The following is a 23,563-nucleotide window of genomic DNA, read 5'->3' as shown; positions in this document are numbered from 1 at the left end:
CATTTGAAATGCATTCCAATGTGGGAGCGAGCCTGCTCGCGATGGCGTCGGTTCAGGCGCCGCTGAGCTCAAGGGCTGACATGGTAGGGATTGCGCGGATCATGATTCCAATCCAGAAACGGCTTCCCGTTCTCCATCGGCACCATCTCGATACAGTCCTGCACCGGGCATGTGATCTGACACAGATTGCACCCCACGCACTCATCATCAATCACTTCATATTTATGCGTCCCGTCCGCCTGCTTCAGGCTCGCAATCGCCTGGTGCGAAGTGTCTTCGCAAGCAATGTGGCAACGACCGCAACCAATGCAGGCCTCCTGGTCGATCTTGGCAATCACTTGATAGTTGATGTCCAGGTACTTCCAGTCCGTGGTGTTGCCCACCGCACGCCCGGAAAACTCTGACACGCTGGCGTAGCCCTGACTGTCCATCCAGCGTGACAACCCGTCCTTCATCTCCTCGACAATCCGGAAGCCATGCAGCATCGCCGCCGTGCACACCTGCACCGAGCCGCTGCCTAGCGCAATAAACTCCGCCGCGTCGCGCCAGCTGCTAATGCCGCCAATGCCGGAGATCGGCAGGCCTTGCGTCTGTGGATCGCGGGCGATTTCGGCGACCATGTTCAGCGCAATCGGCTTCACCGCCGAACCGCAATAACCACCATGAGTGCTTTGGCTGCCCACGGCGGGATTGGCGACCATGCGCTCCAGGTTGACGCTGGTGATCGAGTTGATCGTGTTGATCAACGACACCGCATCGGCACCGCCGCGATGGGCCGCGCGGGCGGCGACGCGAATGTCGGTGATGTTCGGCGTGAGCTTGACGATCACCGGTAGCGAGCAATACGTCTTGCACCAACGGGTGACCTGCTCGACGTACTCCGGCACTTGGCCGACGGCCGCGCCCATGCCGCGCTCCGGCATCCCGTGCGGGCAACCGAAGTTCAGCTCGATGCCATCGGCGCCGGTGGCTTCCACCAGCGGCAAGATGAATTTCCAGGATTCTTCAACGCAGGGCACCATCAGCGACACAATCAGCGCGCGGTCCGGCCAGTCCTTTTTGACTTGGGTGATTTCCCGCAGGTTGATCTCCAGCGAGCGATCGGTGATCAGCTCGATGTTGTTGAAGCCCACCACTTCGCGGTTGGCACCGAAGTGCGCCGAGTAACGTGACGACACGTTGACCGCCGCCGGGTCTTCACCCAGGGTTTTCCAGACCACGCCACCCCAACCGGCCTCGAAGGCGCGGACCACGTTGTAGGCCTTGTCGGTCGGTGGTGCGGAGGCAAGCCAGAACGGATTGGGGGCTTTGATGCCGGCGAAGACAATCGAGAGATCGGCCATTTACGCAGCCTCCACGTTGAGCATGAGTTGGGCGTTGATGGCCTCGGCGGCCCGTTTGCCGTGCTGCACGGCCTGCACGGTGAGGTCCTGATCGAGACTGGTGCAGTCGCCGCCGGCATACACGCCGGGGATGCTGGTGCGCAGGTTTTCGTCCACTTGAATCCGCTCGCCCTGACGCTTGAGTTCACGGGCCAGCGGATCAGCGAGGGCGCTGCTATCAAAGGCCTGGCCGATGGCTTTGAAGATCGCATCGGCGGCCAGTTCGAACGTTTCGCCAGTGGTTTGCAGGCGACCTTCGACTAACCAGGTCCGGGCGAAGCGCATGCCGCGTACTTGGCCTTGAGCATCGAGCAGGATTTCTTCGGGTTGTGCCCACGTCAGCAAACGCACTTGATTGGCTTTGGCGATGTCCTGTTCGTGGCCGGTGGCGCCCATTTCCTCGACACCGCGGCGATACACCAGGTTGACATCGCGTGCTCCGAGACGAGCCATTTGCACGGCCATGTCGATGGCGGTGTTGCCGGCGCCCAAAACGATGCAACGGTCAGCGAGGGGGAGTTGGGTCAGGTCATCGGCCTGACGCAGTTCGCGGATGTAATCGGTGGCGGCCAGCAGACCGGGTGCATCTTCATGAGCAAGCCCCAGCTGTTTGCTGGCGGCCAGACCGAGGCCAAGGAACACTGCGTCGAACTGCTGATGCAGGTCGCTAAGTGTCAGGTTTTCACCGAGTTTCTGCCCGTGTCGGATTTCGATCCCGCCGATTTCCAATAGGAATTCAAGCTCCTTCTGCGCGTAGTCATCCACCAGTTTGTACTTGGCGATCCCGTATTCGTTGAGGCCACCAGCCTTTTCCCGCGCCTCGAAAATCACCACGTCATGACCGTGCATGGCACTGCGGTGAGCGCAGGACAAACCGGCCGGACCGGCGCCGACCACGGCGATGCGCTTGCCGGTTGATGCCGCACGGGTGAAGGGGTGTTCGCTGAAGTGTGCGTTGTCGACGGCGTAACGTTGCAACAGGCCGATCAGCACCGGTGCGCATTCATGGTCGTTGTTGCGCACGCAGGCTTGCTGGCAAAGCACTTCCGTCGGACACACCCGAGCGCAACTGCCGCCGAGGATGTTCGCCGAGAGGATTTTCTGCGCGGCGCCCTGAACGTTTTCCTGATGGATATTGCGGATGAACGACGGAATATCGATCTCGCTCGGACAGGCATTCACGCACGGTGCGTCGTAGCAGTACAGGCAACGCGAGGCTTCCAGATGGGCCTGACGGTCGTTGAGTGGCGGCGCCAGATCGGTGAAATGGCCGGCGAGGGCGGCCGCATTCTCGTGCGGATGCGGGAGGTGGTTCAGGGTCTTGATCACGGTGTTGGCCTCACGGTTATTGAGGTACTGCCTCTGATGGGCATTGAGTTTTTCGTCGTCAGGGCTGCCGCCTTCGCGAGCAAGCCCGCTCCCACATTTGAAATGCATTCCCATGTGGGAGCGGGCTTGCTCGCGAAGGCCGAAGGCCTCGATTTCAGCGTTTCACAGCTGTCGGCTTGTTCATCTCAGCCCGCTTGCTCAGCAAATCAAACACCGCCGGATACGCCGGCCGTTCGACATACCGCCCGGCACCACGCTCGGCCCGCAAATCACCATCGGCCCACACCACCCGGCCCTGGCTGACGGTGTGGCTCGGTACGCCGCGCACGGTCTTGCCTTCGAAGATGTTGAAGTCCACTTGCTGATGGTGAGTCTTCGCCGAAATCGTCCGCGTACCTTCCGGATCCCACAGCACCAGATCCGCGTCCGCACCGACGCGAATCGCGCCTTTGCGCGGGTAGAGGTTGAAGATTTTCGCGGTGTTGGTGGAGGTGAGCGCCACGAAGTGCTGCATCGACAAACGCCCGGTGTTCACCCCTTCATCCCAGAGCACCGCCATGCGGTCTTCGATACCGGCCGTGCCATTGGGGATCTTGCTGAAATCGTCACGGCCGGCGGCTTTTTGTTCGGCGCAGAAACAGCAGTGGTCGGTGGCGGTGGTGTGCAGGTTGCCCGATTGCAGGCCGTGCCAAAGTGCTTCTTGATGGCCGCGCGGACGGAAGGGCGGGCTCATCACGTAACCGGCGGCGGTCTGCCAGTCCGGGTGTTGATAGACGCTATCGTCCAGCAGCAAATGCCCGGCCAGCACCTCGCCGTAGACTTGTTGGCCCTTGCTGCGGGCGTAGGTGATTTCGTCGAGGGCTTCCTTGGTCGAAACATGCACCAGGTACAACGGCGTGCCCAGGGTTTCGGCGATGCGGATCGCCCGACTGGCCGCTTCACCTTCCACCTGCGAAGGGCGCGACAACGGATGCGCTTCCGGGCCGGTCATGCCCTGGGCCATCAACTTGCGTTGCAGGTGATAGACCAGCTCACCGTTTTCCGCATGCACGGTCGGCACCGCGCCCAATTCCAGGCAGCGCTCGAAACTCGCCACCAGCGTGTCATCGGCGGCCATGATCGCGTTCTTGTAGGCCATGAAATGCTTGAAGCTGTTGACCCCGTGCTGGCTGACCAGCTCGGCCATTTCCTCGCGGACCTGTTCGCTCCACCAGGTGATCGCGACGTGGAAACCGTAATCCGACGCCGACTTCTCGGCCCAGCCGCGCCACTGATGAAAGGCTTCCATTAAGGATTGCTGCGGATTGGGAATTACAAAGTCGATGATCGACGTGGTGCCACCGGCAAGTCCCGCCGCAGTCCCGCTGAAGAAGTCTTCACTGGCCACCGTGCCCATGAAGGGCAGTTGCATGTGCGTGTGCGGGTCGATGCCGCCGGGCATCAGGTATTGGCCGCTGCCGTCGAGCACTTCGGCATCGGCGGGAACATCAAGGTTTTCACCGATGGCTTTGATCACGCCGTCGGCGCAATAGACGTCGGCGCGATAACTTTCATCATGGGTAATAACGGTGGCGCCACGGATCAACAGAGACATTCCGAGTTCCTCGCAGGCAATGACCGACTTGTGCCGGTTCTAAATGTTTTATATGAAGCCGACGCAAACAGGTGTATTCCTGTCAGCGCTGTCAGGAATAAACGCTAGTCTGAGTTTGAGGATTGAGCAAGAATATTTTTTATAAGCTTATATCTGTTTTAACATATTGATAAATAACGATTAAATACGTAAATCACCAAAATGGTGAGGCCTCTCACCATTTTGACGCACTTGACAGGTTCTAAAAATAGACGAGATTTCTTATGTGAAATCAGCCGCTTGAGGATGGTCTATGGTTGATGCGCAACGTTGAAAAAAAGTGGTATGCACCAGATTGAGTCCTGACGGTTCGGACAACTTGCCTGGCATTTGGCCTGAGTGAACAAGCAAGTAACCGGTGACTCATCGGCTATATAAATAAAACTGATAAACATCAGTTGGTTACAAAGTTTTTATGGAACTGCCCGATGCGCAACCGGGGTAACCGGCACGTTAATTGATGCCGCCAGCCCCTGATGAGCAACAATAATCAAAAGAACAGTGGAGCGGCCATGCAACAGATCAGATCGCAAGTGACCGAGCGCGACGGCTTGTTTGAACTCGAAGCCGGCAGTGACGTCCTCGACAGCCCCCGTTACAACCACGACATGGCACCGACCAAGGTGCGTGAACGAACCTGGAACAAATGGCACATCACCGCATTGTGGGTCGGCATGGCGATCTGCGTGCCGACCTACACCCTCGGCGGTGTGCTCACCGCGTATTTCGGCCTGAGCGTCGGCGAAGCGCTGCTGGCGATTCTGTTCGCCAACATCATCGTCCTGATCCCGTTGACCCTGAACGCCTTTCCCGGCACCAAGTACGGCATTCCGTTTCCCGTGTTGTTGCGTTCGTCCTTCGGCATCCTCGGCTCCAACATTCCGTGCCTGATCCGGGCACTGGTGGCGTGCGGCTGGTTCGGCATTCAGACGATGTTCGGCGGACTGGCCATTCACCTGTTTCTCGGCTCGGTGTTCGACGGTTGGAAATCCCTCGGCGGTACCGGTGAAGTGATCGGGTTCATGGTGTTCTGGGCCTTGAACCTGTGGGTGGTGATTCGCGGCGCGGACTCGATCAAATGGCTGGAAACCCTCTCGGCGCCATTGTTGGTGCTGGTGGGCGTGGGGCTGTTGGTATGGGCGATGCCGAACGTGTCGATGACCGAGTTGCTGGCGATCCCGGCCAAGCGTCCGGAAGGCGCGAGCGTTGTCAGTTACTTTGCCGCCGGGCTGACCGCCATGGTCGGGTTCTGGGCCACCTTGTCCCTGAACATTCCTGATTTCAGCCGCTATGCGAAAAGCCAGAAGGATCAGATCGTCGGGCAGATTATCGGCTTGCCCCTGACCATGTTCCTGTTCGCCTCCCTCGGTGTGGTGATGACCGCCGCCTCGGTCAAACTGGTGGGCGTCACCGTCTCCGATCCGGTCACCCTGATCGGCCATATCCAGAGCCCGGTCTGGGTCGCACTGGCCATGGCGCTGATCATCATCGCCACGCTGTCGACCAACACCGCGGCCAACATCGTTTCGCCGACCAACGATTTCCAGAACGTTGCCCCCAAGTTCATCAACCGCACCAAAGCGGTGATGCTCACCGGTCTGGTCGGCTTGGCGCTGATGGCCCATGAACTGTTGAAGAAGCTTGGGTTGATCGTCTCGGATTTGAGTCTGGAGACGGTGTATTCCAACTGGTTGCTGGGCTATTCGAGCCTGCTGGGCCCGATCGCCGGAATCATGGTGGTGGACTATTTCCTGATCAAGAAACAGCAATTGGACCTGGCCGGCCTCTATCGCGATGACGTTTACCCGGCGTGGAACTGGTTCGGGTTTATCGCGTTCGGCGTGCCGGTGGCGCTAACGCTGCTGTCGCTCGGCAGCGATGCATTCAGCTGGTTCTACGACTATGGCTGGTTCACCGGCTCGGCACTGGGCGGGCTGATTTATTACGGGTTGTGCTCGATGCGACCCAGCCCGTCAATCGCGAAATCCACGGTGTGAGGGACGGCCCCTTCGCGAGCAAGTCGAATCGTCGCACCGCCGCTCCCACAGGGGAATGCATTTCAACTGTGGGAGCGGGCTTGCTCGCGAAGGCGGCCTCAAGTGCACCAAAAAAATTTCCTGAAGAAATCCATAAGAACTGCCTGAGGAGATCATCATGAACGCTGCCGTAGACGTTCTGCAGTCCACCCATCAGCACATCAACCGCGACCGCTTGTGGCAGTCGCTCATGGACCTGGCCAAGCTCGGCGCCACGGTCAAGGGCGGCGTCTGTCGCCTGGCCCTGACCGACCTCGACCGCCAGGCCCGGGACATTTTCGTCAACTGGTGCGAGGAGGCCGGTTGCACCGTCAGCATCGACGCCGTCGGCAACATCTTCGCCCGTCGTCCGGGTCGCAACCCGAACCTGCCACCGGTGATGACCGGCAGCCACATCGACACCCAACCCACCGGCGGCAAGTTCGACGGCTGCTTCGGCGTACTGGCCGGCGTCGAAGTGCTGCGCACCCTCAATGACCTGGGCGTGGAAACCGAAGCGCCGCTGGAAGTGGTGGTCTGGACCAACGAAGAAGGCTCACGCTTCGCCCCCTGCATGATGGGCTCCGGTGTGTTTGCGGAAAAATTCACCCTCGAAGAAACCCTGGCCAAGGTCGATGCCGAAGGCGTCACCGTCGGTGAAGCCTTGAACGCCATTGGCTATGCCGGCGAGCGCAAGGTCAGTGGTCATGCGGTCGGCGCCTATTTCGAGGCCCATATCGAACAAGGCCCGATCCTTGAAGACGAACACAAAACCATCGGCGTGGTGATGGGCGCCCTCGGGCAGAAATGGTTTGACCTGAAACTGCGCGGCGTCGAAGCCCACGCCGGCCCGACGCCGATGCACCTGCGCAAGGACGCGCTGGTCGGCGCCTCGGTGATCGTCGGTGCGGTCAACCGCGCCGCCCTCGGCCATCAACCCCACGCCTGCGGCACCGTCGGCTGCCTGCAAGCCTATCCAGGTTCACGCAACGTCATCCCCGGCGAAGTGCGCATGACCCTGGATTTCCGTCATCTGGAACCGGCACGCCTGGACTCGATGATTGCCGAAGTCCGTGAAGTCATCGAAACCACCTGCGAGGAACACGGCCTGACCTTCGAACTGACACCCACTGCGGATTTCCCGCCGCTGTACTTCGACAAAGGCTGCGTCGAAGCGGTACGCGGCGCCGCCCAAGGCTTGGGCCTGTCGCACATGGACATCGTCAGCGGAGCAGGGCACGACGCAATCTTTCTCGCCGAACTTGGCCCGGCCGGGATGATCTTCGTACCGTGCGAAGGCGGAATCAGCCACAACGAAATCGAAAACGCCGCGCCGGATGATCTGGCGGCCGGGTGTGCGGTGTTGTTGCGGGCGATGCTGGCGGCTTCGGCAGCGATTGCCAATGGTGAATTGGCGGCTTGAAATGCATGACGTGCGCTGAAAAAAAACAGTGCACGTCACAAACCCGAATCCTCAATCGTCATCCTGTTGAATCCCTCAAACAGTGGAGCAACACGATGTCGTCCAACACCCAACCGGTCAACCTGCTGCAATCGATTCCTCAGGTGTTCGAGAGCCTGACCCAGGTCCACGTCACCCTCGACAGCCACGACCTGGCTCCGACCCTCAAACACCTGCTGCACCTGCGTGCGTCGCAGATCAACCAATGCGGCTTCTGCGTGAAGATGCACACCCGCGAGGCCCGTGAAGCCAATGAAACCAACGAGCGCCTGGACCGCTTGATCGTCTGGCGTCACGTCAGCGATTTCAGCGCCTCCGAACGCGCCGCACTGGCCTGGACCGAAGCCCTCACCATACTCGATGAAAAGACCGACTACGCCAGCCTGCGCGGTGACTTGCGCGAGCACTTCAACGACGCACAAATCGGTGCCTTGACGGCCGAGATCGGCATGATCAACCTGTGGAACCGTTTGCAGGTGTCGAGGCACTGATTGATGAACTCCGCTGAGAATGCCGCCGCTGAGTTCGAGCAGCGCCGGCCCTTTTTGCTTGGTCTGGCGTATCGCATCCTCGGCACCCGCGCCGAAGCCGAGGATGTCGTGCAAGAGCTGTTCATCAAATGGCTGGAGGCCGACCGCGCCGCCATTGCCACGCCGGCCGCCTGGCTGACCACAGCGTGCACTCGGCACTGCATCGATCTGCTGCGCTCGGCTCACAAGTCGCGGGTTGATTACGTCGGCACCTGGTTGCCGGAACCGATTCACACCACCCACCAGGATTCACCCGAACACCGGCATGAACTGGCCTCGTCGCTGTCCACCGCGTTTCTGTTGTTGCTGGAACGGCTAACCCCCAAAGAGCGTGCGGCGTACCTGCTCTACGAAATATTCGACATGGATTACGCACAAGTGGCTGACGCGGTCGGGGTTCAAGAGGCTGCGTGCCGCAAACTGGTGTCCCGAGCCAAGGCTAGCCTGGGCAACGGACAAACGCGCTTTCAACCGGAAACGGCGCGTCAGGACCAATTGCTGAGTGCTTTCCATAGCGCCATCGCCAGTGGCTCGACCGCTTCCTTGACCGCGATGCTGAGCGAAGACGTCGAACTCTGCGCCGACAGCGGCGGCAAGGCCTCGGCCATCCGCGAAACGTTGTCCGGCATTACCCGCGTGCTGGATTTCATTGGCCAGTCGTTGCACGTCTATTGGCAGACTTGCGAATGGCTGCCCAGCGAAATCAATGGGGCACAAGGCGTGATCATCAAGGCGGACGGGGTTATCACTGCGTCGATGACGTTTGGTTTTGACGAAGCGGGGCGGGTGAGGCGGATTTTTATCATGCGTAACCCGGAGAAGTTGGCGGGGTTGCAGGGTTCGTTGGATGTGCAGTGACTCAGTGCAGAGCGTGGGAACGATCGAACGAGTGAAGACCTGTAGGAGCTGAGCTTGCTCGCGAAGGCGGCGGATCAGTCAATAGAGATGTTGAAGGTGATGGCCTCTTCGCGAGCAAGCTCAGCTCCTACAGGGATGGACGAGATGTCCGGGGATGTTTGCTGCACTATCCCAACCCCTCGCGGTCGTAATCTTCACAGGGCGGCGCATGTATGCGCCGCCGTACGCGTGGAGATCCAATGAGCCAGGACGTCCTGACCACCGAAACCAATCGCCGTCAGTTGCAGCAGATTATCGCCGGCCTGTCCGATGGGGTGATTCTGCTGGAGCTCGACCAGACCCTTCTCTGGGCCAATGACGCGGCGTTGGCCATGCACGGCGTCGGGCAACTCAGCGAACTGGGGGCGAATGCCAAGGAGTACGCCAAGCGCTTCGCCTTGCGTTATCGCAATAATCACCCGGTTCAGGCCGACAATTATCCGATCAGTCGCGTCGCCCGAGGCGAGTCCTTCAGCGATGTGTTGGTTGAAGTGACGCCTGCCGACGACGAAGAGCACACCTGGGTCCACAGCGTGCGCAGCATGGTACTGGCCGACAGTACTGGCGCGCCGGAGTCGCTGGTGCTGATCATGAACGATGTCACGGAGTGGGCCAGCGCCGAACAGCGTTTCGAAAAAACCTTCAGCGCCAATCCGGCCCCGGCGGTGATCTGTCGCCTCAGTGATTTGCGCTACATCAAAGTCAACCCGGGCTTCCTGGAGATGACCGGCTATACCCGTGATCAGGTGATCGGCCGTTCGACCTATGAACTGGACGTGCTGGAGGGGGCCGAAAACAAAGACCTGGCCAAGCAACGGTTGCGCGAAGGGGCGACGATTCCGCAAATGCAGGCTCAGCTGCAGTTACCCGAAGGTGGCAGCAAACAGGTGATCGTCGCCGGCCAGCCCCTTGAATTGAACGACGAAGCCTGCATGCTGTTTTCCTTCGTCGACATCGAGCCTCGGCATAAGGCCGAAGTCGCCCTGCGCCAAAGCGAGGAACGTTTTGCCAAGGCTTTTCGGCTGACCCCGGTGCCGATCCTGGTGTGCAGCGCCGGCGATCAGGTGGTGATGGACGTCAATGAAGCCTTCCTCGATACGCTCGCGTATTCCAGTGACGAAGTGCTTGGAAAATCGGTGACGCAGATCGATTTTATCGATGACACAGGCGCGCGCTCGCGACTGTTTGCGGCGCTGGAGAAAACCGGAAGCGTGGATCGTGTCGATGTTCGGGTGCGCAAGAAAGGCGCCGGGCTGATTGATTGCGCGGTCTCGGCCGACACCGTGAACATTCAGGACAGTCCCTGCTACCTGCTGGTGTTTATGGACATCACCGAGCGTAAACGCACGGAGCTGGAGCTGGTGTCGGCGATCGAAGAGGTCATGAAGGACGCTTCCTGGTTCAGTCGCACGCTCATCGAGAAGCTCGCTAACGTGAAAAACGTCAACTCGCCGCAGTTGCCTGGCGTGTCTTTCACTGACCTGACTGCCCGCGAGCGCGATGTGCTCGGCCTGATCTGCGAAGGCCTGGCCGACAAGGAAATCGCCGCGCGGCTCAAGCTCGCACCCAATACGGTGCGCAACCATGTGTCGACGGTGTATTCCAAGCTCGACGTTCACAGTCGTAGCGAGGCGATTGTCTGGGCTCGCGAGCGCGGTTTGTTCTCCAACGAGTGGCGGCCCAAGGCCCAGCGTTAGGTGCAAATGCACTACTCGAGGGGGTGCAAATTCATGTTCTGACCGAGTGCGGCAGTTCTTAGGCTGTAAGGGTGCGATACAGGTCTTCGGGTATCGCGTCCCTTTTAAAACAGCGACAGGAACCGCGGGATGATTTATGTGGCGCAATTGCGTATGCAACTGGAGCGGAGCTTTTCGCCGTTGGCCTGTGACTGCAGTGTTACGGGGGATCATTCACTGACGGTGAAGCTCTATCATCCGGTGTCGGGGGAGGTGGATCTGGTGGTCAGCGGGTTGAGCGTAACCAACCTCAGAACGCCGGAGGCGGTGGCAGCGTTGATCGAAGAGCTGCGTTATGAACTTGAGAGCAACACGTTGCATCGTCCCGAAACGTCCTAGGAACTGTCGGGTTTTGTCGGCGGTCGTATAAAGAATACGAGAGTATTTTTTCTGTGACCGGTCCGCGGGTACGCGGTGAGAGTGTTGGGTCGCGGAAATTTGTCGATCACTTACCGCGGGTCAACCTATGAAAAGTCTCTGGAAACGCATTTTTACAACACTGTCGTTCGCGCTCTGGATAGCGATTCTGGGTGGTTGTGCCAGTCCTCCACCGCCACCTCCCGCTGCACCGCCTCCAACCCCTGTGCGCACCTGCCAAACCACTGAAAGCACCGATGTGCAAGGCGATGTGAGGGCTGAGGGGCAGGTGACCCGGGAAACGACGCTCACGCGTTGCATCACTCAGTAAGCGTCCATCTGCTCAGGTTGAACCGCCAGCGGCGCTGTGCTGCTGGCGGGTATCCGTGCGTTTCGCTCAGACTTCCTCGATCCTGACCCACCGCGATTCCTGCGCTGCCAGTCGAATGGCCGTCGCCAGCCGTTCGACTTCCCACGCCTGTTCGAAATCTGTTCCGTCCTGAGATAAGCCTGCCAGCGCCATCACCAAATCATGGACTTCCAGTGTCTTGAGTTCGTTGTAGCCGAGCTGATGCCCTGCCGCCGGACTGAACGCCGCATAGCCCGGCAGATTCGGCCCTGCCAGCAAGCGCTGGAAACCGTCCTGACCGGCACGAAATAGTCGCAGCTCATTCAGGCGTTCCTGATCGAAAACCAAAGTCCCTCGGGTGCCGCTGATTTCAAAACTCAGGTGATTCTTGTAGCCGTGCTTGAGCCAGCTGCTGCTGAACGTGCCCCGGGCGCCATTCGCAAACCGCAACAAGGCGTGGACCTGATCGTCGACCGCGATACTGCGTTGTTCCAGGCTGCCAGCCGTGGCGGGGCGTTGCCGGTGCACGGTCTGGGTGTCGGCGCTCACTGACTCGACATCGCCCACCAGATAACGGGCCATGGCCAACAAGTGGCTGCCCAGATCGGCCAGTGCGCCACCGGCATGATCGGCATCGCAACGCCACGACCAAGGTGACGCTGGATCGGCCATGAAGTCTTCGCTGAATTCACCCTGGAAACTGATGATCTGACCCAAGTCGCCGTTCTCAATCAGCTGCCGGGCGAGCCCGATCATCGGGTTGTGCTGATAGTTGTAACCCACCCGCGTCACCACGCCCGCCGCTTTGGCCGCCAGCCGCATGGCGTCGGCCTGTTGCAGATTCACCGCCAACGGCTTTTCGCAATACACCGGTTTGCCGGCGGCGAGGGCGGCCATGGCCATGGGGTAGTGCAGGTGATTGGGCGTGGTGATTGCGATCAGATTGACCTTGGGGTCATCGATCAGTTGCTGCCAGTCGCTATGAGCAGTGTCGAAACCCCAGGCATCGGCGCAGTGGCGGGCACGCTGCGGATCGGCGTCGGCCAGAGCGGCGAGTTTGAGCTTGAGGGGCAGTTCGAAAACCGCACTGACGTTACGAAACGCCAAGGCATGGGCGCGGCCCATGAAACCTGTGCCGATGAGTCCGATACCGAGTTCGCGCATAGCCGGGGTCCTTTTTGGATTTTATTTTCAGGAGGGCTATTTATGGAATAAATGTTCTCTTTGTGCAACGTGTTGGAATAAAAATTCTTTTTGCTGTGCGGTTTCAGAAAGCACGGAGAACGGCTACACCGCTTTGCTCCATTGCCTACAACTACGCCGGAATCCGCCGGCTTGTGCGTCTCGCTATCGACCTCTATCGTTTCCAAGTGCTCAGATCAACGACAAATCGCGGGCTTTGATGACGGGACTCAGACTATATTGGCCACCAATTAATCAAATTTGAGCGATGCAACGAAGCTCGAATAGAGGTGGCTATGTCGAAGGATCTCGAAAAAACAACCTGTGTTTTCGTTGACGGTGATCGTCACGAAGCTAAGGCTGTGCGTGATTCTGTCGGATTCCAGCACGGCGGCATCATCCGCCTGGCGAATGGAAAAATCGTTAGCGGTCGTGCCAGTACTGTCAAAACCAATTCCGAGAAGGCATACGGATTTATCGCAGCTGCGGTTGCAAAAAGTGGCTCAGGAGTGAGGATCGATATGGATAGCGAAGGATACAAAACAGCGGCTGAGAGTGGCTGGGTCATGGTCGGTTCTAACGGCACCAAGTTATCAGCCGCCACGTGCACTTCTGTGCGGATCGATGAATACGCTGCTGAAATGCTCAAGGACCCGAACAAGGTTCGAGCGTTTTTCGAACGTGTGAATGGGGATGCCAAGGCTCGCTGATGTATTGCATTTCTCCTTCTTTTGTTCTTGGTTTCCATGGGTGCGAACGAGAAATTGGCGAGCGCGTACTGGCTGGCGAAGCAACGCTACTTGATAGCACTAATGACTATGATTGGCTTGGTCGCGGCGCCTATTTTTGGGAAAACAACCCGCAGCGCGCACTGAGCTTTGCGACGAATGCGCAAAAGCGGAGCTCTATCAAAAATCCCTTTGTGATTGGCGCAGTGATTGACTTGGGTCGTTGCCTGGATTTCACAGCCGAGAGTGCGTTGCGTGAAATCCGTCAGACCTACCTCTGGCTTGAAGCCGCCTCTAAAGAAGAGGGCGGTCAACCACTTAAGAAAAATAATCCCTACCTACGTCGTTTGGATTGTCAGGTCATTGATGCCTTACATACCTTCCGGGAGGTTACGGAGGCACCTGCGTACGATTCTGTCCGTTCACCATTCTGGGAGGGTGAACGTCTTTACCCAGGCACAGATTTTATGCATGAAACGCATGTTCAGCTGGCGATCCGTAATGTAAAGAGCATCAAGGGCTATTTTAGAGTTCTGGATCTGACTGGTAAGCCGGTTGAGTTTGTTCGCGCTGAGTAGTGTCCTTGCTTTATCCAGCTGACGATCACCATCAGAACAATAAAAAGGCAGCCCGAAGGCTGCCTTTTGCTCATCCAGTAAATCGGATCAGGACAAGAACCCACCATCCACATTCAACGAAACCCCAGTGGTGTAACTCGACGCATCACTCGCCAGATACAACACCGCTCCCGCCATTTCACTAGGATCCGCCACACGCTTGAGCGGAATCTGTTGCAATGCGGTGTTCAAAATAGCCTCGTTCTTCACCAGCGCCGAAGCGAATTTGGTGTCGGTCAGACCTGGCAGCAGGGCGTTGCAGCGGATGCCGAACTGCGCGCATTCCTTGGCGAACACTTTGGTCATGTTGATGACCGCCGCTTTGGTCACCGAGTAGATGCCCTGGAAGATCCCCGGCGAGATGCCGTTGATCGAGGCGACGTTGATGATGCTGCCGCCGCCGTTTTCGCGCATCAGCTTGCCGGCTTCCACCGACATGAAGAAGTAGCCACGGATGTTCACGTCGACGGTTTTCTGGAAAGCGCTGAGGTCGGTGTCCAGTACGTTGCAGAACTGCGGGTTGGTCGCCGCGTTGTTGACCAGGATGTCCAGTCGCCCGAACTGTTCGCGGATGCCGGCGAAGACCTGGCTGATCTGTTCCATTTCACCGATGTGGCATGCCACGGCAGTGGCTTTGCCGCCGGCGGCGATGATCGCGTCAGCCACGTGCTGGCAGCCGTCGAGTTTGCGGCTCGAGACGATCACGTGGGCGCCTTGCTGGGCCAGCAGTTTGGCGATGGCTTCACCAATGCCGCGGCTGGCGCCAGATACGAATGCGATTTTGCCGTCGAGGTCGAACAACTGAGTCTTGGACATGGTTTTTCCTTGTTGTTGGGGCCAGTGGCGTGATCAGAGGCTGGATTTCGAAATGACTTGCAGGCTCATCTGCTCCAGCAGTTTGTTCATGTGAATGAACTGCGCGAAGCGTTTGTCCTGGGTCTGACCATGGAAGAAGCGGTAGTAGATCTGTTGCACGATGCCGGCCAGGCGGAACAGGCCGTAGGTGTAGTAGAAGTCGAAGTTGTCGATCTGGATACCTGAACGCTCGGCATAGTAATCGACGAACTCGCGGCGGGTCAGCATGCCCGGCGCGTGGCTCGGCTGGCGGCGCATCAATTGCACCGGTGCCGGGTCGTCGGCTTCGATCCAGTAGGCGAGGGTGTTGCCCAGGTCCATCAGTGGGTCGCCGAGGGTGGTCAGTTCCCAGTCGAGCACGCCGATGATGTCCATCGGGTTGTTCGGGTCGAGGATCACGTTGTCGAAGCGGTAGTCGTTGTGGACGATGCTGGAGGCCGGGTGATCGGCCGGCATCTTGTCGTTGAGCCAGGCTTTGACCGCTTCCCACTTCGGCGCGTCCGGGGTCAGTGCTTTCTCGTAGCGATCGCTCCAGCCTTTGATCTGCCGCGCGACATAACCTTCGGGTTTGCCGAGGTCGCCCAATCCATAGGCGTTGTAGTCGACCCGGTGCAGTTCAACGAACTTGTCGATGAAACTCTTGCACAGCGTTTCGGTTTTCGTCGAATCCAGACCCAGTTCCGGCGGCAGTTCGGAGCGCAGGATGATCCCCTTGACCCGTTCCATCACATAGAATTCGGCGCCGATCACCGATTCATCGGTGCAGTGAACGTAGGCTTTTGGGCAGTACGGAAAACCATCACGAAGCTGATTGAGAATGCGAAATTCGCGGCCCATGTCGTGGGCGGACTTGGCCTTGTGGCCAAAGGGCGGGCGACGCAGGACGAACTCCTGTTCGGGGTATTCCAGCAAGTAGGTGAGGTTCGACGCACCGCCTGGAAACTGGCTGATCTGCGGCAAACCACTCAGGCCCGGAATGTGGGCCTTGAGGTACGGATCGATCAGGCTGGCATCGAGTTCTTCGCCGGTGCGGATACGGGTGGACTGGTCAGTAAGCGCCATGCTTATCCCTTCTACTTATTCTGGAGGCCTGAGACTATTGGCTAATCTAATGCGCACACCCGACACCCACAACCACGAAACGCCCTTATAGGTGAGCGTGTTGCCGGGCAATCATTGTTTTTGATACATCTGTTTGAATGGTGGTCAGATCATGCTCGTCGACGATGGCAGGGCAATCGGGGTCAATACCGGATTACCTGAGAAGAACGCCACCAGATTGCGACCTGCCAGCTCCACGGTGCCTTGAGTGGCTTCCGGGGACAAACCGGCGACATGCGGGGTGAGGATCACATTGGCCAACGTCTTGAAGGCATTGGGTACTTGGGGTTCTGTGTCGAAGACATCCAGCGCAGCGCCGGCAATCCTGCGCTGCTCAAGCGCGCTGATCAGGTCAGCAGTGACGATCACACTGGCTCGGGCGATGTTGACGATGAACCCCTGAGGGCCCAAGGCGTCGAGTACTTGTCGGCTGATCAGGTGTTTGGTGCCTAGCCCGCCGGGGGTGGCGACGACCAAAAAGTCTGATTCCCGTGCCAACTCGGTGGGCGTCGAGCGGAAGCTGTACGGCACATCGCTGCGATGCTGGCGGTTGTGGTAACTGACCGTCATGTCGAAGCCGTGGGCGGCGCGTTTGGCGATGGCCATCCCGACTGCACCGAGCCCCAGGATGCCCAGGTGCTTGCCCGCCAGGGAAGGGCGCATGATTTTCGGCCACTCACCCCGGCGCACGGCGGCGTCGCAACGGGGAATGTCACGTACCAGCGACAGCAGCATCGCCATGGCATGGTCGGCGACTGAAGAGGCATTGACTCCGGCGCCATTGGTGACCGTAATGCCCCGGTTGGCGGCGGCTTGCAGGTCGACGTGTTCGTAGCCGGCGCCGATCACGCAGATGATCTTGAGATTGGGCAGGGCGGCGATTTCGTCGGCATACAGGCCTAATGGGCCGCGGGTCAGCACCGCATCGATCTGGGCTCCATGCCGTGTAATGGCATCGGCGCGCTCGGCCGGCGTGGGCGCCAGAATCAGGTGAAAACCCTGATGTTCGAGAATCGGCAGGTAATCATTGATGGTTTCAACAAGTACCAGAACGGTTGCGGGCATGCTGGGCTCCTGTGGGCATCGGAAAATCGGGACTCGAAAGTGGCTTCAAAACGTTGCTTCAAATTGCTGATCCGCAACGGTTTGGTATTTACCAAAGATAGCAGGCTTGTGGCCTGCGACCTCAGTGTAGGAGCGTTCCGTAGCGCTTACATATCCACGGTGTTCAACACCGTTGCGAAGGCACCGTTCAACGTCGCGTTATGGTGTTCGATGATCGACGGGGCCGGCAGCGCCGGTGTGTCCATGCAGGTATGCGCATCGGCCACGAGTATGGGCTTGAACCCCAGTTCGGCCGCCGCCCGGCAGGTGCTGTCGATGCAATATTGGGTTTTCATGCCGGCGATGAACACCTCATTGATGCCGCTAGCCTGCAGTTGCTCCGCCAGCGCGGTGGCGTAAAAGGCGTTGGGTCTGGTTTTGTCGAACAGGATGTCGGTGCTGGCATCCAGATCCAGTGCGGGCAATAGCTGCCAGAAGGGGCTACCGACTTCGATGGGCGAACCTTGAGGGCCGGTATGGCGCACCGCGAAGATCGGCATGTTGCGCTCCCTGGCCCGACGAATGAGTTGCTGGATGTTCGCCAATACCCGTTCACCGTCGTAGGGTTTTTCCGGGCCGTGGAACAGACCGACCTGCATATCGATGATCAACAGCGCTGATGACATGGGTGTTTCTCCTTGAGTGTCGTACGAAAGACGCCGAACGGACGGGAGAAACAACAAGGCCCCGTCCATTGCTGGCGGGGCCTTGGGTTCACTGCGCTGTGTTTATCTCAGCCAGCCACCGCACGACCCGCCGTTAGCGGTCGTGGTGGTGCGGGTGAGGTTCAGCGCTGGAATATTCATGAGGCTGATCATGCTGTCGGCGTCGCGGGTGTGTCAACGGCCGTGTCCGAGGTGAGGAATGTCCGGGCTGCGTCGAGAATTTCATCGGACAACGCATTGCCACGGGTTGCGCGGGCCAGGGTCAGGGCTCCGACCATCAGCGAATAATCCACCAACGCTTTTTGCCGATTGGTGTCGGGCTGATCCGCGCCCATCAGTGGTGCCAGCATCTGCAACAATGCCTCCAGCCCTTGGGTGTAGGTCTGGTGCAATCCGCTTTCAGCGGTTTCATGACACATGTCGCCGGCAAACGCGGTCACCGGGCAGCTTTCGCCCGGGTTATCGCGATTGGCTGCGGACAGGTAGGGCGCGATGATGCTCTCGCGAGCCGAGAGGTTGTCGTCGTTATCCTCTATTTTCTGCTTCCAGCGTTCCATTGATTGGGTGAACGCCCGGCTGCACGCCTCTTTTGCCAAGGCTTCCCTGGATTCGAAATGACCATAGAACCCGCCATGGGTGAGGCCGGCTGCGCCCATCACATCGACGACACTGATCCCGTGCAGGCCACGTTCGCGAAACAGACGCGTGGCGGCCTCGACGATGATCTCGCGGTTGAGTTCGGCTTGTTTGCGGGAGACTCGGGGCATTGGCGGCTCACAGGTATATAAAAGGCAGAAATCAGCTGGCGTACTGGGCTATGCCGTTGCCAAACGACCAGTTCTCTTTCTTTACCTCCACTAGATTGATGAATACATCTTCCAGGCGCACCGCCAGTTCCGCGTTAAGGCTCTCGGCAATGGTTTTGTAGAGGAGTTTTTTCTGCTCGATGGTGCGGCCTTCGCTCAGAGTGATCTGAATCACCACCAGATTGTCGGTGCGATTGATGCCCAGGTAGCCTGGATCAAAGATGAAATGCTGTTCATCGTGCTCGGCAAGAATCTGGAAGTTATCGTTCTCTGGCACACCAATGGCGCTGTGCATGGCGGCGTAGATCAATTGCCCGACACGTTTGGCGTGAGTAGGGTCTTGACGCTTTTTGATGTCGACGCGAACGAGTGGCATGAGAGGTCTCCGAAATGAGGGTTACCGACCAGCAGTCGGTATCGAAATTACATGACGGCAATCCTTTATTGAATAGATTTTTTAAAACATCTATTTAATAAAGGGTGCCAATGGATCTGATCCGCACAACCACTCCTCAGCTAAGTCTTTGCTTCTGCTCATTAATCCCGGACAATCGCGCCCCTGTTTCGGCCAGGGCGCTGCCTGTCGGATTTTTCCGACTCGTCCTGACCGGGTAGCAACTGACCGGAATGCGGAGATCCCACCGGATGAATGATCAGGCCAATAGCGTCGACGAACGCTATGTATCGGCGGCACCAGCGACGCTTGAGAGCTGGAATCGCCATGACACCACCTGGATGCTGGGCCTGTTTGGCACGGCCATCGGGGCTGGCACGCTGTTTTTGCCGATCAACGCGGGTCTGGGCGGCTTCTGGCCGTTGCTGGTCCTGGCGGTGTTGGCGTTCCCTATGACGTTTTACGCACACCGTGGCCTGACACGTTTTGTGTTGTCCGGACGCGAAGGCGCGGACATCACTGAAGTCGTGGAAGAGCACTTCGGGATCAAGGCTGGCGCGCTGATCACCTTGCTGTACTTCTTCGCGATCTTCCCGATCCTGTTGATCTATAGCGTGGCCCTGACCAACACCGTGGGCAGTTTCCTCGAGCATCAACTGCACATCATGCCGCCACCGCGCGCCGTGCTGTCGCTCGTGCTGATCCTCGGCCTGTTGGCGGTGGTACGTTGCGGCGAGCAGGCGATCGTCAAGGCCATGAGCCTGATGGTTTATCCGTTCATTGTTGCGCTGCTGTTCCTCGCGGTGTTCCTGATTCCTCACTGGAACGGTGGCATCCTCGCCACTGCGTCGACGCTGCCAGAACCGTCGGCACTGTTGCACACGCTGTGGCTGGCGATTCCGGTGATGGTGTTCTCGTTCAACCATTCGCCGATCATCTCGGCGTTCGCGGTGGACCAGAAGCGTCGTTATGGCGATCACGCTGAAGAGCGCAGCTCGCAGATCCTGTCCCGCGCCCACGCCTTGATGGTGGTGATGGTGCTGTTCTTCGTGTTCAGTTGCGTGCTGACCCTGTCGCCTGCACAACTGGCGGAAGCCAAGGCGCAGAACCTGTCGATCCTGTCGTACCTGGCCAACCACTTCAGCAACCCGACCATCGCTTTCGCGGCACCGTTGATTGCGTTCGTGGCCATTTCCAAGTCGTTCCTGGGCCACTACATCGGCGCCAGCGAAGGTCTTAAAGGTCTGATCGTGAAGAGTGGCAAGCGCCCGGCACCGAAGACCCTGGATCGCATGACTGCCGCCTTCATGTTGGTGGTCTGCTGGATCGTCGCCACGCTGAACCCGAGCATTCTCGGGATGATCGAAACCCTCGGTGGCCCGATCATCGCTGCAATCCTGTTCCTGATGCCGATGTACGCGATCCGCAAGGTTCCGGCGATGGCGCGCTTTCGTGGTCAAGCCTCTAACGTCTTCGTGACGGCGGTGGGGCTTGTGGCGATTACTGCTTTGATTTATTCGCTGACGGCCTGATAGCAAAGATCAAAAGATCGCAGCCTGCGGCAGCTCCTACAGGGATCGGGGGCAACCGCGGATGTACTCGGTCAGTGTAGGCGCTGCCGCAGGCTGCGATCTTTTGATTCAAAGGCATAAAAAAACGCCGCTCATCTCACGATGGGCGGCGTTTTTTATTGCGTTGCAGCGTTAGGCTTGAACGACCGGAATGTTGGCGTTCGCAGCAGCTTCACGGAACTCGGCGATCTGGTCGAAGGACAGGTAGCGGTAAACATCGGCCGCCATGCTGTCGATCTTGCCAGCGTATTCCATGTACTCCTCGACGGTCGGCAGGCGACCCAGGATGGAAGCAACAGACGCCAGCTCGGCCGAAGCCAGGTAGACGTTCGCGCCGTCACCCAGACGGTTCGGGAAGTTACGGGTCGACGTCGACACAACAGTCGAATTCGGCTCTACACGTGCCTGGTTACCCATGCACAGCGAGCAGCCTGGCATTTCCATGCGAGCGCCGGCCTTGCCGTAGATGCCGTAGTAGCCTTCTTCGGTCAGCTGGTGAGCGTCCATCTTGGTCGGCGGCGACAGCCACAGACGGGTTGGAAGCTGACCTTTGACCTGTTCCAGCAACTTGCCGGCAGCGCGGAAGTGACCGATGTTGGTCATGCACGAACCGATGAACACTTCGTCGATCTTCTCGCCAGCAACGCTGGACAGCAGACGGGCGTCGTCCGGATCGTTTGGCGCGCAGAGCACAGGCTCTTTGATGTCGGCCAGGTCGATTTCGATGATTTCAGCGTATTCGGCGTCAGCATCGGCAACCATCAACTCAGGGTTGGCGATCCAGGCTTCCATCGCTTGAGCACGACGTTCCAGGGTACGCGCATCGCCGTAGCCTTCGCCGATCATCCAGCGCAGCAGGGTGACGTTGGAGCTCAGGTACTCGGTGATCGACTCTTTCGACAGCTTGATGGTGCAACCGGCAGCCGAACGTTCGGCCGAGGCGTCGGACAGCTCGAACGCTTGCTCGATGCTCAGGTTGTCCAGGCCTTCGATTTCCAGGATGCGGCCGGAGAAGGCGTTCTTCTTGCCTTTCTTCTCGACGGTCAGCAGGCCAGCCTGAATCGCGAAGTAAGGAATGGCATGAACCAGGTCACGCAGGGTGACGCCTGGTTGCATTTTGCCTTTGAAGCGCACCAGGATCGATTCCGGCATGTCCAGCGGCATAACGCCAGTGGCTGCGGCAAACGCTACCAGACCGGAACCGGCAGGGAACGAAATGCCCATCGGGAAACGGGTGTGCGAGTCACCACCGGTACCGACGGTGTCCGGCAGCAGCATACGGTTCAGCCAGCTGTGGATGATGCCGTCGCCCGGACGCAGGGAAACGCCGCCACGGGTCATGATGAAGTCTGGCAGGGTGTGGTGGGTGGTCACGTCGATCGGCTTAGGGTAAGCCGCGGTGTGGCAGAAGGACTGCATTACCAGATCGGTCGAGAAGCCCAGGCACGCCAGGTCTTTCAGTTCGTCACGGGTCATAGGACCGGTGGTGTCCTGAGAACCCACGGTGGTCATTTTCGGTTCGCAGTAAGTACCTGGACGAACGCCTTTGCCTTCTGGCAGACCACACGCCTTGCCGACCATTTTCTGTGCCAGGGTGAAGCCCTTGCCGGTGTCGACAGGTGCTTCAGGCAGTTTGAACAGATCGGTAGGGCCCAGGCCCAATTCGGCACGGGCCTTGTCGGTCAGGCCGCGGCCGATGATCAGCGGGATACGGCCGCCAGCACGAACTTCGTCCAACAGCACCGGGGTCTTCATTTCGAAGGTGGTCAGGACTTCGTCAGTGCCGTGTTTGCAGACTTTGCCAGCATGCGGGTACAGGTCGATCACGTCGCCCATGTGCATGTTGGTGACGTCGAATTCGATTGGCAGTGCGCCAGCATCTTCCATGGTGTTGTAGAAGATCGGAGCGATTTTGCTACCAAAGCAGAAACCACCGGCACGCTTGTTCGGCACGTTAGGAACGTCGTCGCCGAAGAACCACAGCACCGAGTTGGTGGCGGATTTACGCGAAGAGCCGGTACCGACCACGTCACCGACGTAGGCGATCGGGAAGCCTTGACCGCGCATTTCTTCGATCTGCTTCATCGGACCGGTGACGCCCTGGGCGTCAGGCACGATGCCTTCACGGGCCATTTTCAGCATGGCGAGGGCGTGCAGCGGGATGTCCGGGCGGGACCAGGCGTCCGGAGCAGGGGACAGGTCGTCGGTGTTGGTTTCGCCGGTGACTTTGAACACGCGCAGGCTGATCTTGTCGGCCAGGACAGGGCGGTTTTTGAACCACTCGCCGTCAGCCCAGGATTGCAGCACGCCTTTGGCGTGAACGTTGCCGTTCTTGGCTTTTTCAGCGACGTCGTGGAAAGCGTCGAACATCAGCAGGGTGTGCTTGAGTTCTTCGGCAGCGACTGGCGCCAGTTCGGCGTCGTCCAGCAGATTGACCAGAGTCACGATGTTGTAGCCGCCCTGCATGGTGCCGAGCAGTTCAACAGCGCGTTTCTTGTCGATCAGAGGGGATTTTGCTTCGCCTTTGGCGAGGGCAGACAGGAAACCGGCCTTTACATAGGCTGCTTCGTCCACACCTGGCGGAATGCGATTGGTGATCAGGTCAACGAGGAAAGCTTCTTCGCCAGCCGGGGGATTCTTCAGCAGCTCGACCAGGCCTGCAGTTTGTTCGGCGTTTAGCGGCTGGGGAACGATACCCAGTGCTGCACGCTCTTCGATATGTTTGCGGTAGGCTTCAAGCACAGTTATTACCCTCATCAGTGGTCCCAAATGGGTGTCCGGGACGCTCATCCCGAAATTGCCGTACTCATGCGCTGCGTGGCGTTGTGGGCCACTTAGCCAGAATTACCG

Annotated in this window: 20 protein-coding genes; 9 read left to right on the top strand and 11 right to left on the bottom strand. The window is 58.8% G+C overall.

Annotated features, from left to right (window positions below; genetic code table 11):
* Positions 1 to 68 precede the first annotated feature (68 nt).
* The 3 genes from preA to hydA all read right to left on the bottom strand — a co-directional run bounded on the left by preA (position 69) and on the right by hydA (position 4,305).
* A complete protein-coding gene (gene preA / locus KGB23_RS09775; RefSeq protein WP_223430877.1) occupies positions 69 to 1,343 on the bottom strand; it encodes an NAD-dependent dihydropyrimidine dehydrogenase subunit PreA in 1,275 nt (424 codons plus the stop codon).
* Complete coding sequence (locus tag KGB23_RS09770; protein ID WP_223430956.1) at positions 1,344 to 2,711, bottom strand: NAD(P)-dependent oxidoreductase; 1,368 nt, start codon at positions 2,709 to 2,711, stop codon at positions 1,344 to 1,346.
* Positions 2,712 to 2,865: 154 nt separating this feature from the next.
* Complete coding sequence (gene hydA, locus KGB23_RS09765; protein ID WP_223430876.1) at positions 2,866 to 4,305, bottom strand: dihydropyrimidinase; 1,440 nt, start codon at positions 4,303 to 4,305, stop codon at positions 2,866 to 2,868.
* A gap of 551 nt (positions 4,306 to 4,856) precedes the next feature.
* Here hydA and KGB23_RS09760 point away from each other — a divergent pair.
* The 6 genes from KGB23_RS09760 to KGB23_RS09735 all read left to right on the top strand — a co-directional run bounded on the left by KGB23_RS09760 (position 4,857) and on the right by KGB23_RS09735 (position 11,323).
* Entirely contained in the window at positions 4,857 to 6,341 is a 1,485-nt protein-coding gene (locus KGB23_RS09760) for an NCS1 family nucleobase:cation symporter-1 (protein ID WP_223430875.1), read from the top strand.
* Positions 6,342 to 6,498: 157 nt separating this feature from the next.
* A complete protein-coding gene (locus KGB23_RS09755; protein WP_223430874.1) occupies positions 6,499 to 7,782 on the top strand; it encodes a Zn-dependent hydrolase in 1,284 nt (427 codons plus the stop codon).
* Between the two features lie 95 nt (positions 7,783 to 7,877).
* Positions 7,878 to 8,312, top strand: coding sequence for a carboxymuconolactone decarboxylase family protein (locus KGB23_RS09750; protein ID WP_223430872.1), 435 nt, complete (start codon positions 7,878 to 7,880; stop codon positions 8,310 to 8,312).
* A 3-nt stretch (positions 8,313 to 8,315) separates the two neighbouring features.
* Positions 8,316 to 9,209 carry an RNA polymerase sigma factor SigJ gene (gene sigJ, locus KGB23_RS09745; protein WP_223430871.1) on the top strand — a complete coding sequence of 298 codons (894 nt, stop codon included), beginning with the start codon at positions 8,316 to 8,318 and terminating at the stop codon, positions 9,207 to 9,209.
* Between the two features lie 239 nt (positions 9,210 to 9,448).
* Positions 9,449 to 10,945, top strand: a complete 1,497-nt coding sequence (locus KGB23_RS09740) for a helix-turn-helix transcriptional regulator (protein WP_223430870.1) — start codon at positions 9,449 to 9,451, stop codon at positions 10,943 to 10,945.
* A gap of 129 nt (positions 10,946 to 11,074) precedes the next feature.
* Entirely contained in the window at positions 11,075 to 11,323 is a 249-nt protein-coding gene (locus tag KGB23_RS09735) for a DUF1652 domain-containing protein (protein ID WP_223430869.1), read from the top strand.
* A 415-nt stretch (positions 11,324 to 11,738) separates the two neighbouring features.
* On the opposite strand, the gene KGB23_RS09730 is transcribed toward KGB23_RS09735, so the two are convergent.
* Positions 11,739 to 12,854 carry a Gfo/Idh/MocA family protein gene (locus tag KGB23_RS09730; RefSeq protein WP_223430868.1) on the bottom strand — a complete coding sequence of 372 codons (1,116 nt, stop codon included), beginning with the start codon at positions 12,852 to 12,854 and terminating at the stop codon, positions 11,739 to 11,741.
* A gap of 314 nt (positions 12,855 to 13,168) precedes the next feature.
* On the opposite strand from KGB23_RS09730, the gene KGB23_RS09725 reads away from it, so the two are divergent.
* The gene (locus KGB23_RS09725) at positions 13,169 to 13,582 is read left to right on the top strand and encodes a hypothetical protein (RefSeq protein ID WP_223430866.1); all 414 of its coding nucleotides are present in this window, start codon (positions 13,169 to 13,171) and stop codon (positions 13,580 to 13,582) included.
* Positions 13,582 to 14,178, top strand: coding sequence for a hypothetical protein (locus KGB23_RS09720; RefSeq protein WP_095128209.1), 597 nt, complete (start codon positions 13,582 to 13,584; stop codon positions 14,176 to 14,178). The genes KGB23_RS09725 and KGB23_RS09720 overlap by 1 nt, the downstream gene beginning before the upstream one ends.
* Before the next feature lie 87 nt (positions 14,179 to 14,265).
* On the opposite strand, the gene KGB23_RS09715 is transcribed toward KGB23_RS09720, so the two are convergent.
* The 6 genes from KGB23_RS09715 to KGB23_RS09690 form a co-directional block, all read right to left on the bottom strand.
* The gene (locus KGB23_RS09715) at positions 14,266 to 15,033 is read right to left on the bottom strand and encodes an SDR family oxidoreductase (RefSeq protein WP_008149805.1); all 768 of its coding nucleotides are present in this window, start codon (positions 15,031 to 15,033) and stop codon (positions 14,266 to 14,268) included.
* 33 nt (positions 15,034 to 15,066) lie between these two features.
* Complete coding sequence (locus KGB23_RS09710) at positions 15,067 to 16,134, bottom strand: phosphotransferase family protein (RefSeq protein WP_223430865.1); 1,068 nt, start codon at positions 16,132 to 16,134, stop codon at positions 15,067 to 15,069.
* Between the two features lie 144 nt (positions 16,135 to 16,278).
* Positions 16,279 to 17,238, bottom strand: a complete 960-nt coding sequence (locus KGB23_RS09705) for a 2-hydroxyacid dehydrogenase (RefSeq protein ID WP_223430864.1) — start codon at positions 17,236 to 17,238, stop codon at positions 16,279 to 16,281.
* Positions 17,239 to 17,384: 146 nt separating this feature from the next.
* The gene (locus KGB23_RS09700) at positions 17,385 to 17,903 is read right to left on the bottom strand and encodes a cysteine hydrolase family protein (protein ID WP_223430863.1); all 519 of its coding nucleotides are present in this window, start codon (positions 17,901 to 17,903) and stop codon (positions 17,385 to 17,387) included.
* Between the two features lie 188 nt (positions 17,904 to 18,091).
* On the bottom strand, positions 18,092 to 18,709 hold the full coding sequence (locus tag KGB23_RS09695; RefSeq protein WP_223430862.1) for a TetR/AcrR family transcriptional regulator: 618 nt from the start codon (positions 18,707 to 18,709) through the stop codon (positions 18,092 to 18,094).
* 31 nt (positions 18,710 to 18,740) lie between these two features.
* Entirely contained in the window at positions 18,741 to 19,124 is a 384-nt protein-coding gene (locus KGB23_RS09690) for a tautomerase family protein (protein WP_223430861.1), read from the bottom strand.
* A gap of 269 nt (positions 19,125 to 19,393) precedes the next feature.
* On the opposite strand from KGB23_RS09690, the gene KGB23_RS09685 reads away from it, so the two are divergent.
* Positions 19,394 to 20,674, top strand: coding sequence for a serine/threonine transporter (locus KGB23_RS09685; RefSeq protein WP_223430859.1), 1,281 nt, complete (start codon positions 19,394 to 19,396; stop codon positions 20,672 to 20,674).
* A gap of 171 nt (positions 20,675 to 20,845) precedes the next feature.
* Here the strand turns inward: KGB23_RS09685 and acnB are convergent, their stop codons facing one another.
* A complete protein-coding gene (acnB, locus tag KGB23_RS09680) occupies positions 20,846 to 23,455 on the bottom strand; it encodes a bifunctional aconitate hydratase 2/2-methylisocitrate dehydratase (protein ID WP_223430954.1) in 2,610 nt (869 codons plus the stop codon).
* Positions 23,456 to 23,563: the final 108 nt, after the last annotated feature.

It is taken from the genome of Pseudomonas sp. GL-B-26, from assembly GCF_019947405.1.
GTDB lineage: Bacteria > Pseudomonadota > Gammaproteobacteria > Pseudomonadales > Pseudomonadaceae > Aquipseudomonas.
Note: the sequence above shows the minus strand (reverse complement) of the source record. Positions and strands in the feature narration are given on the sequence as shown.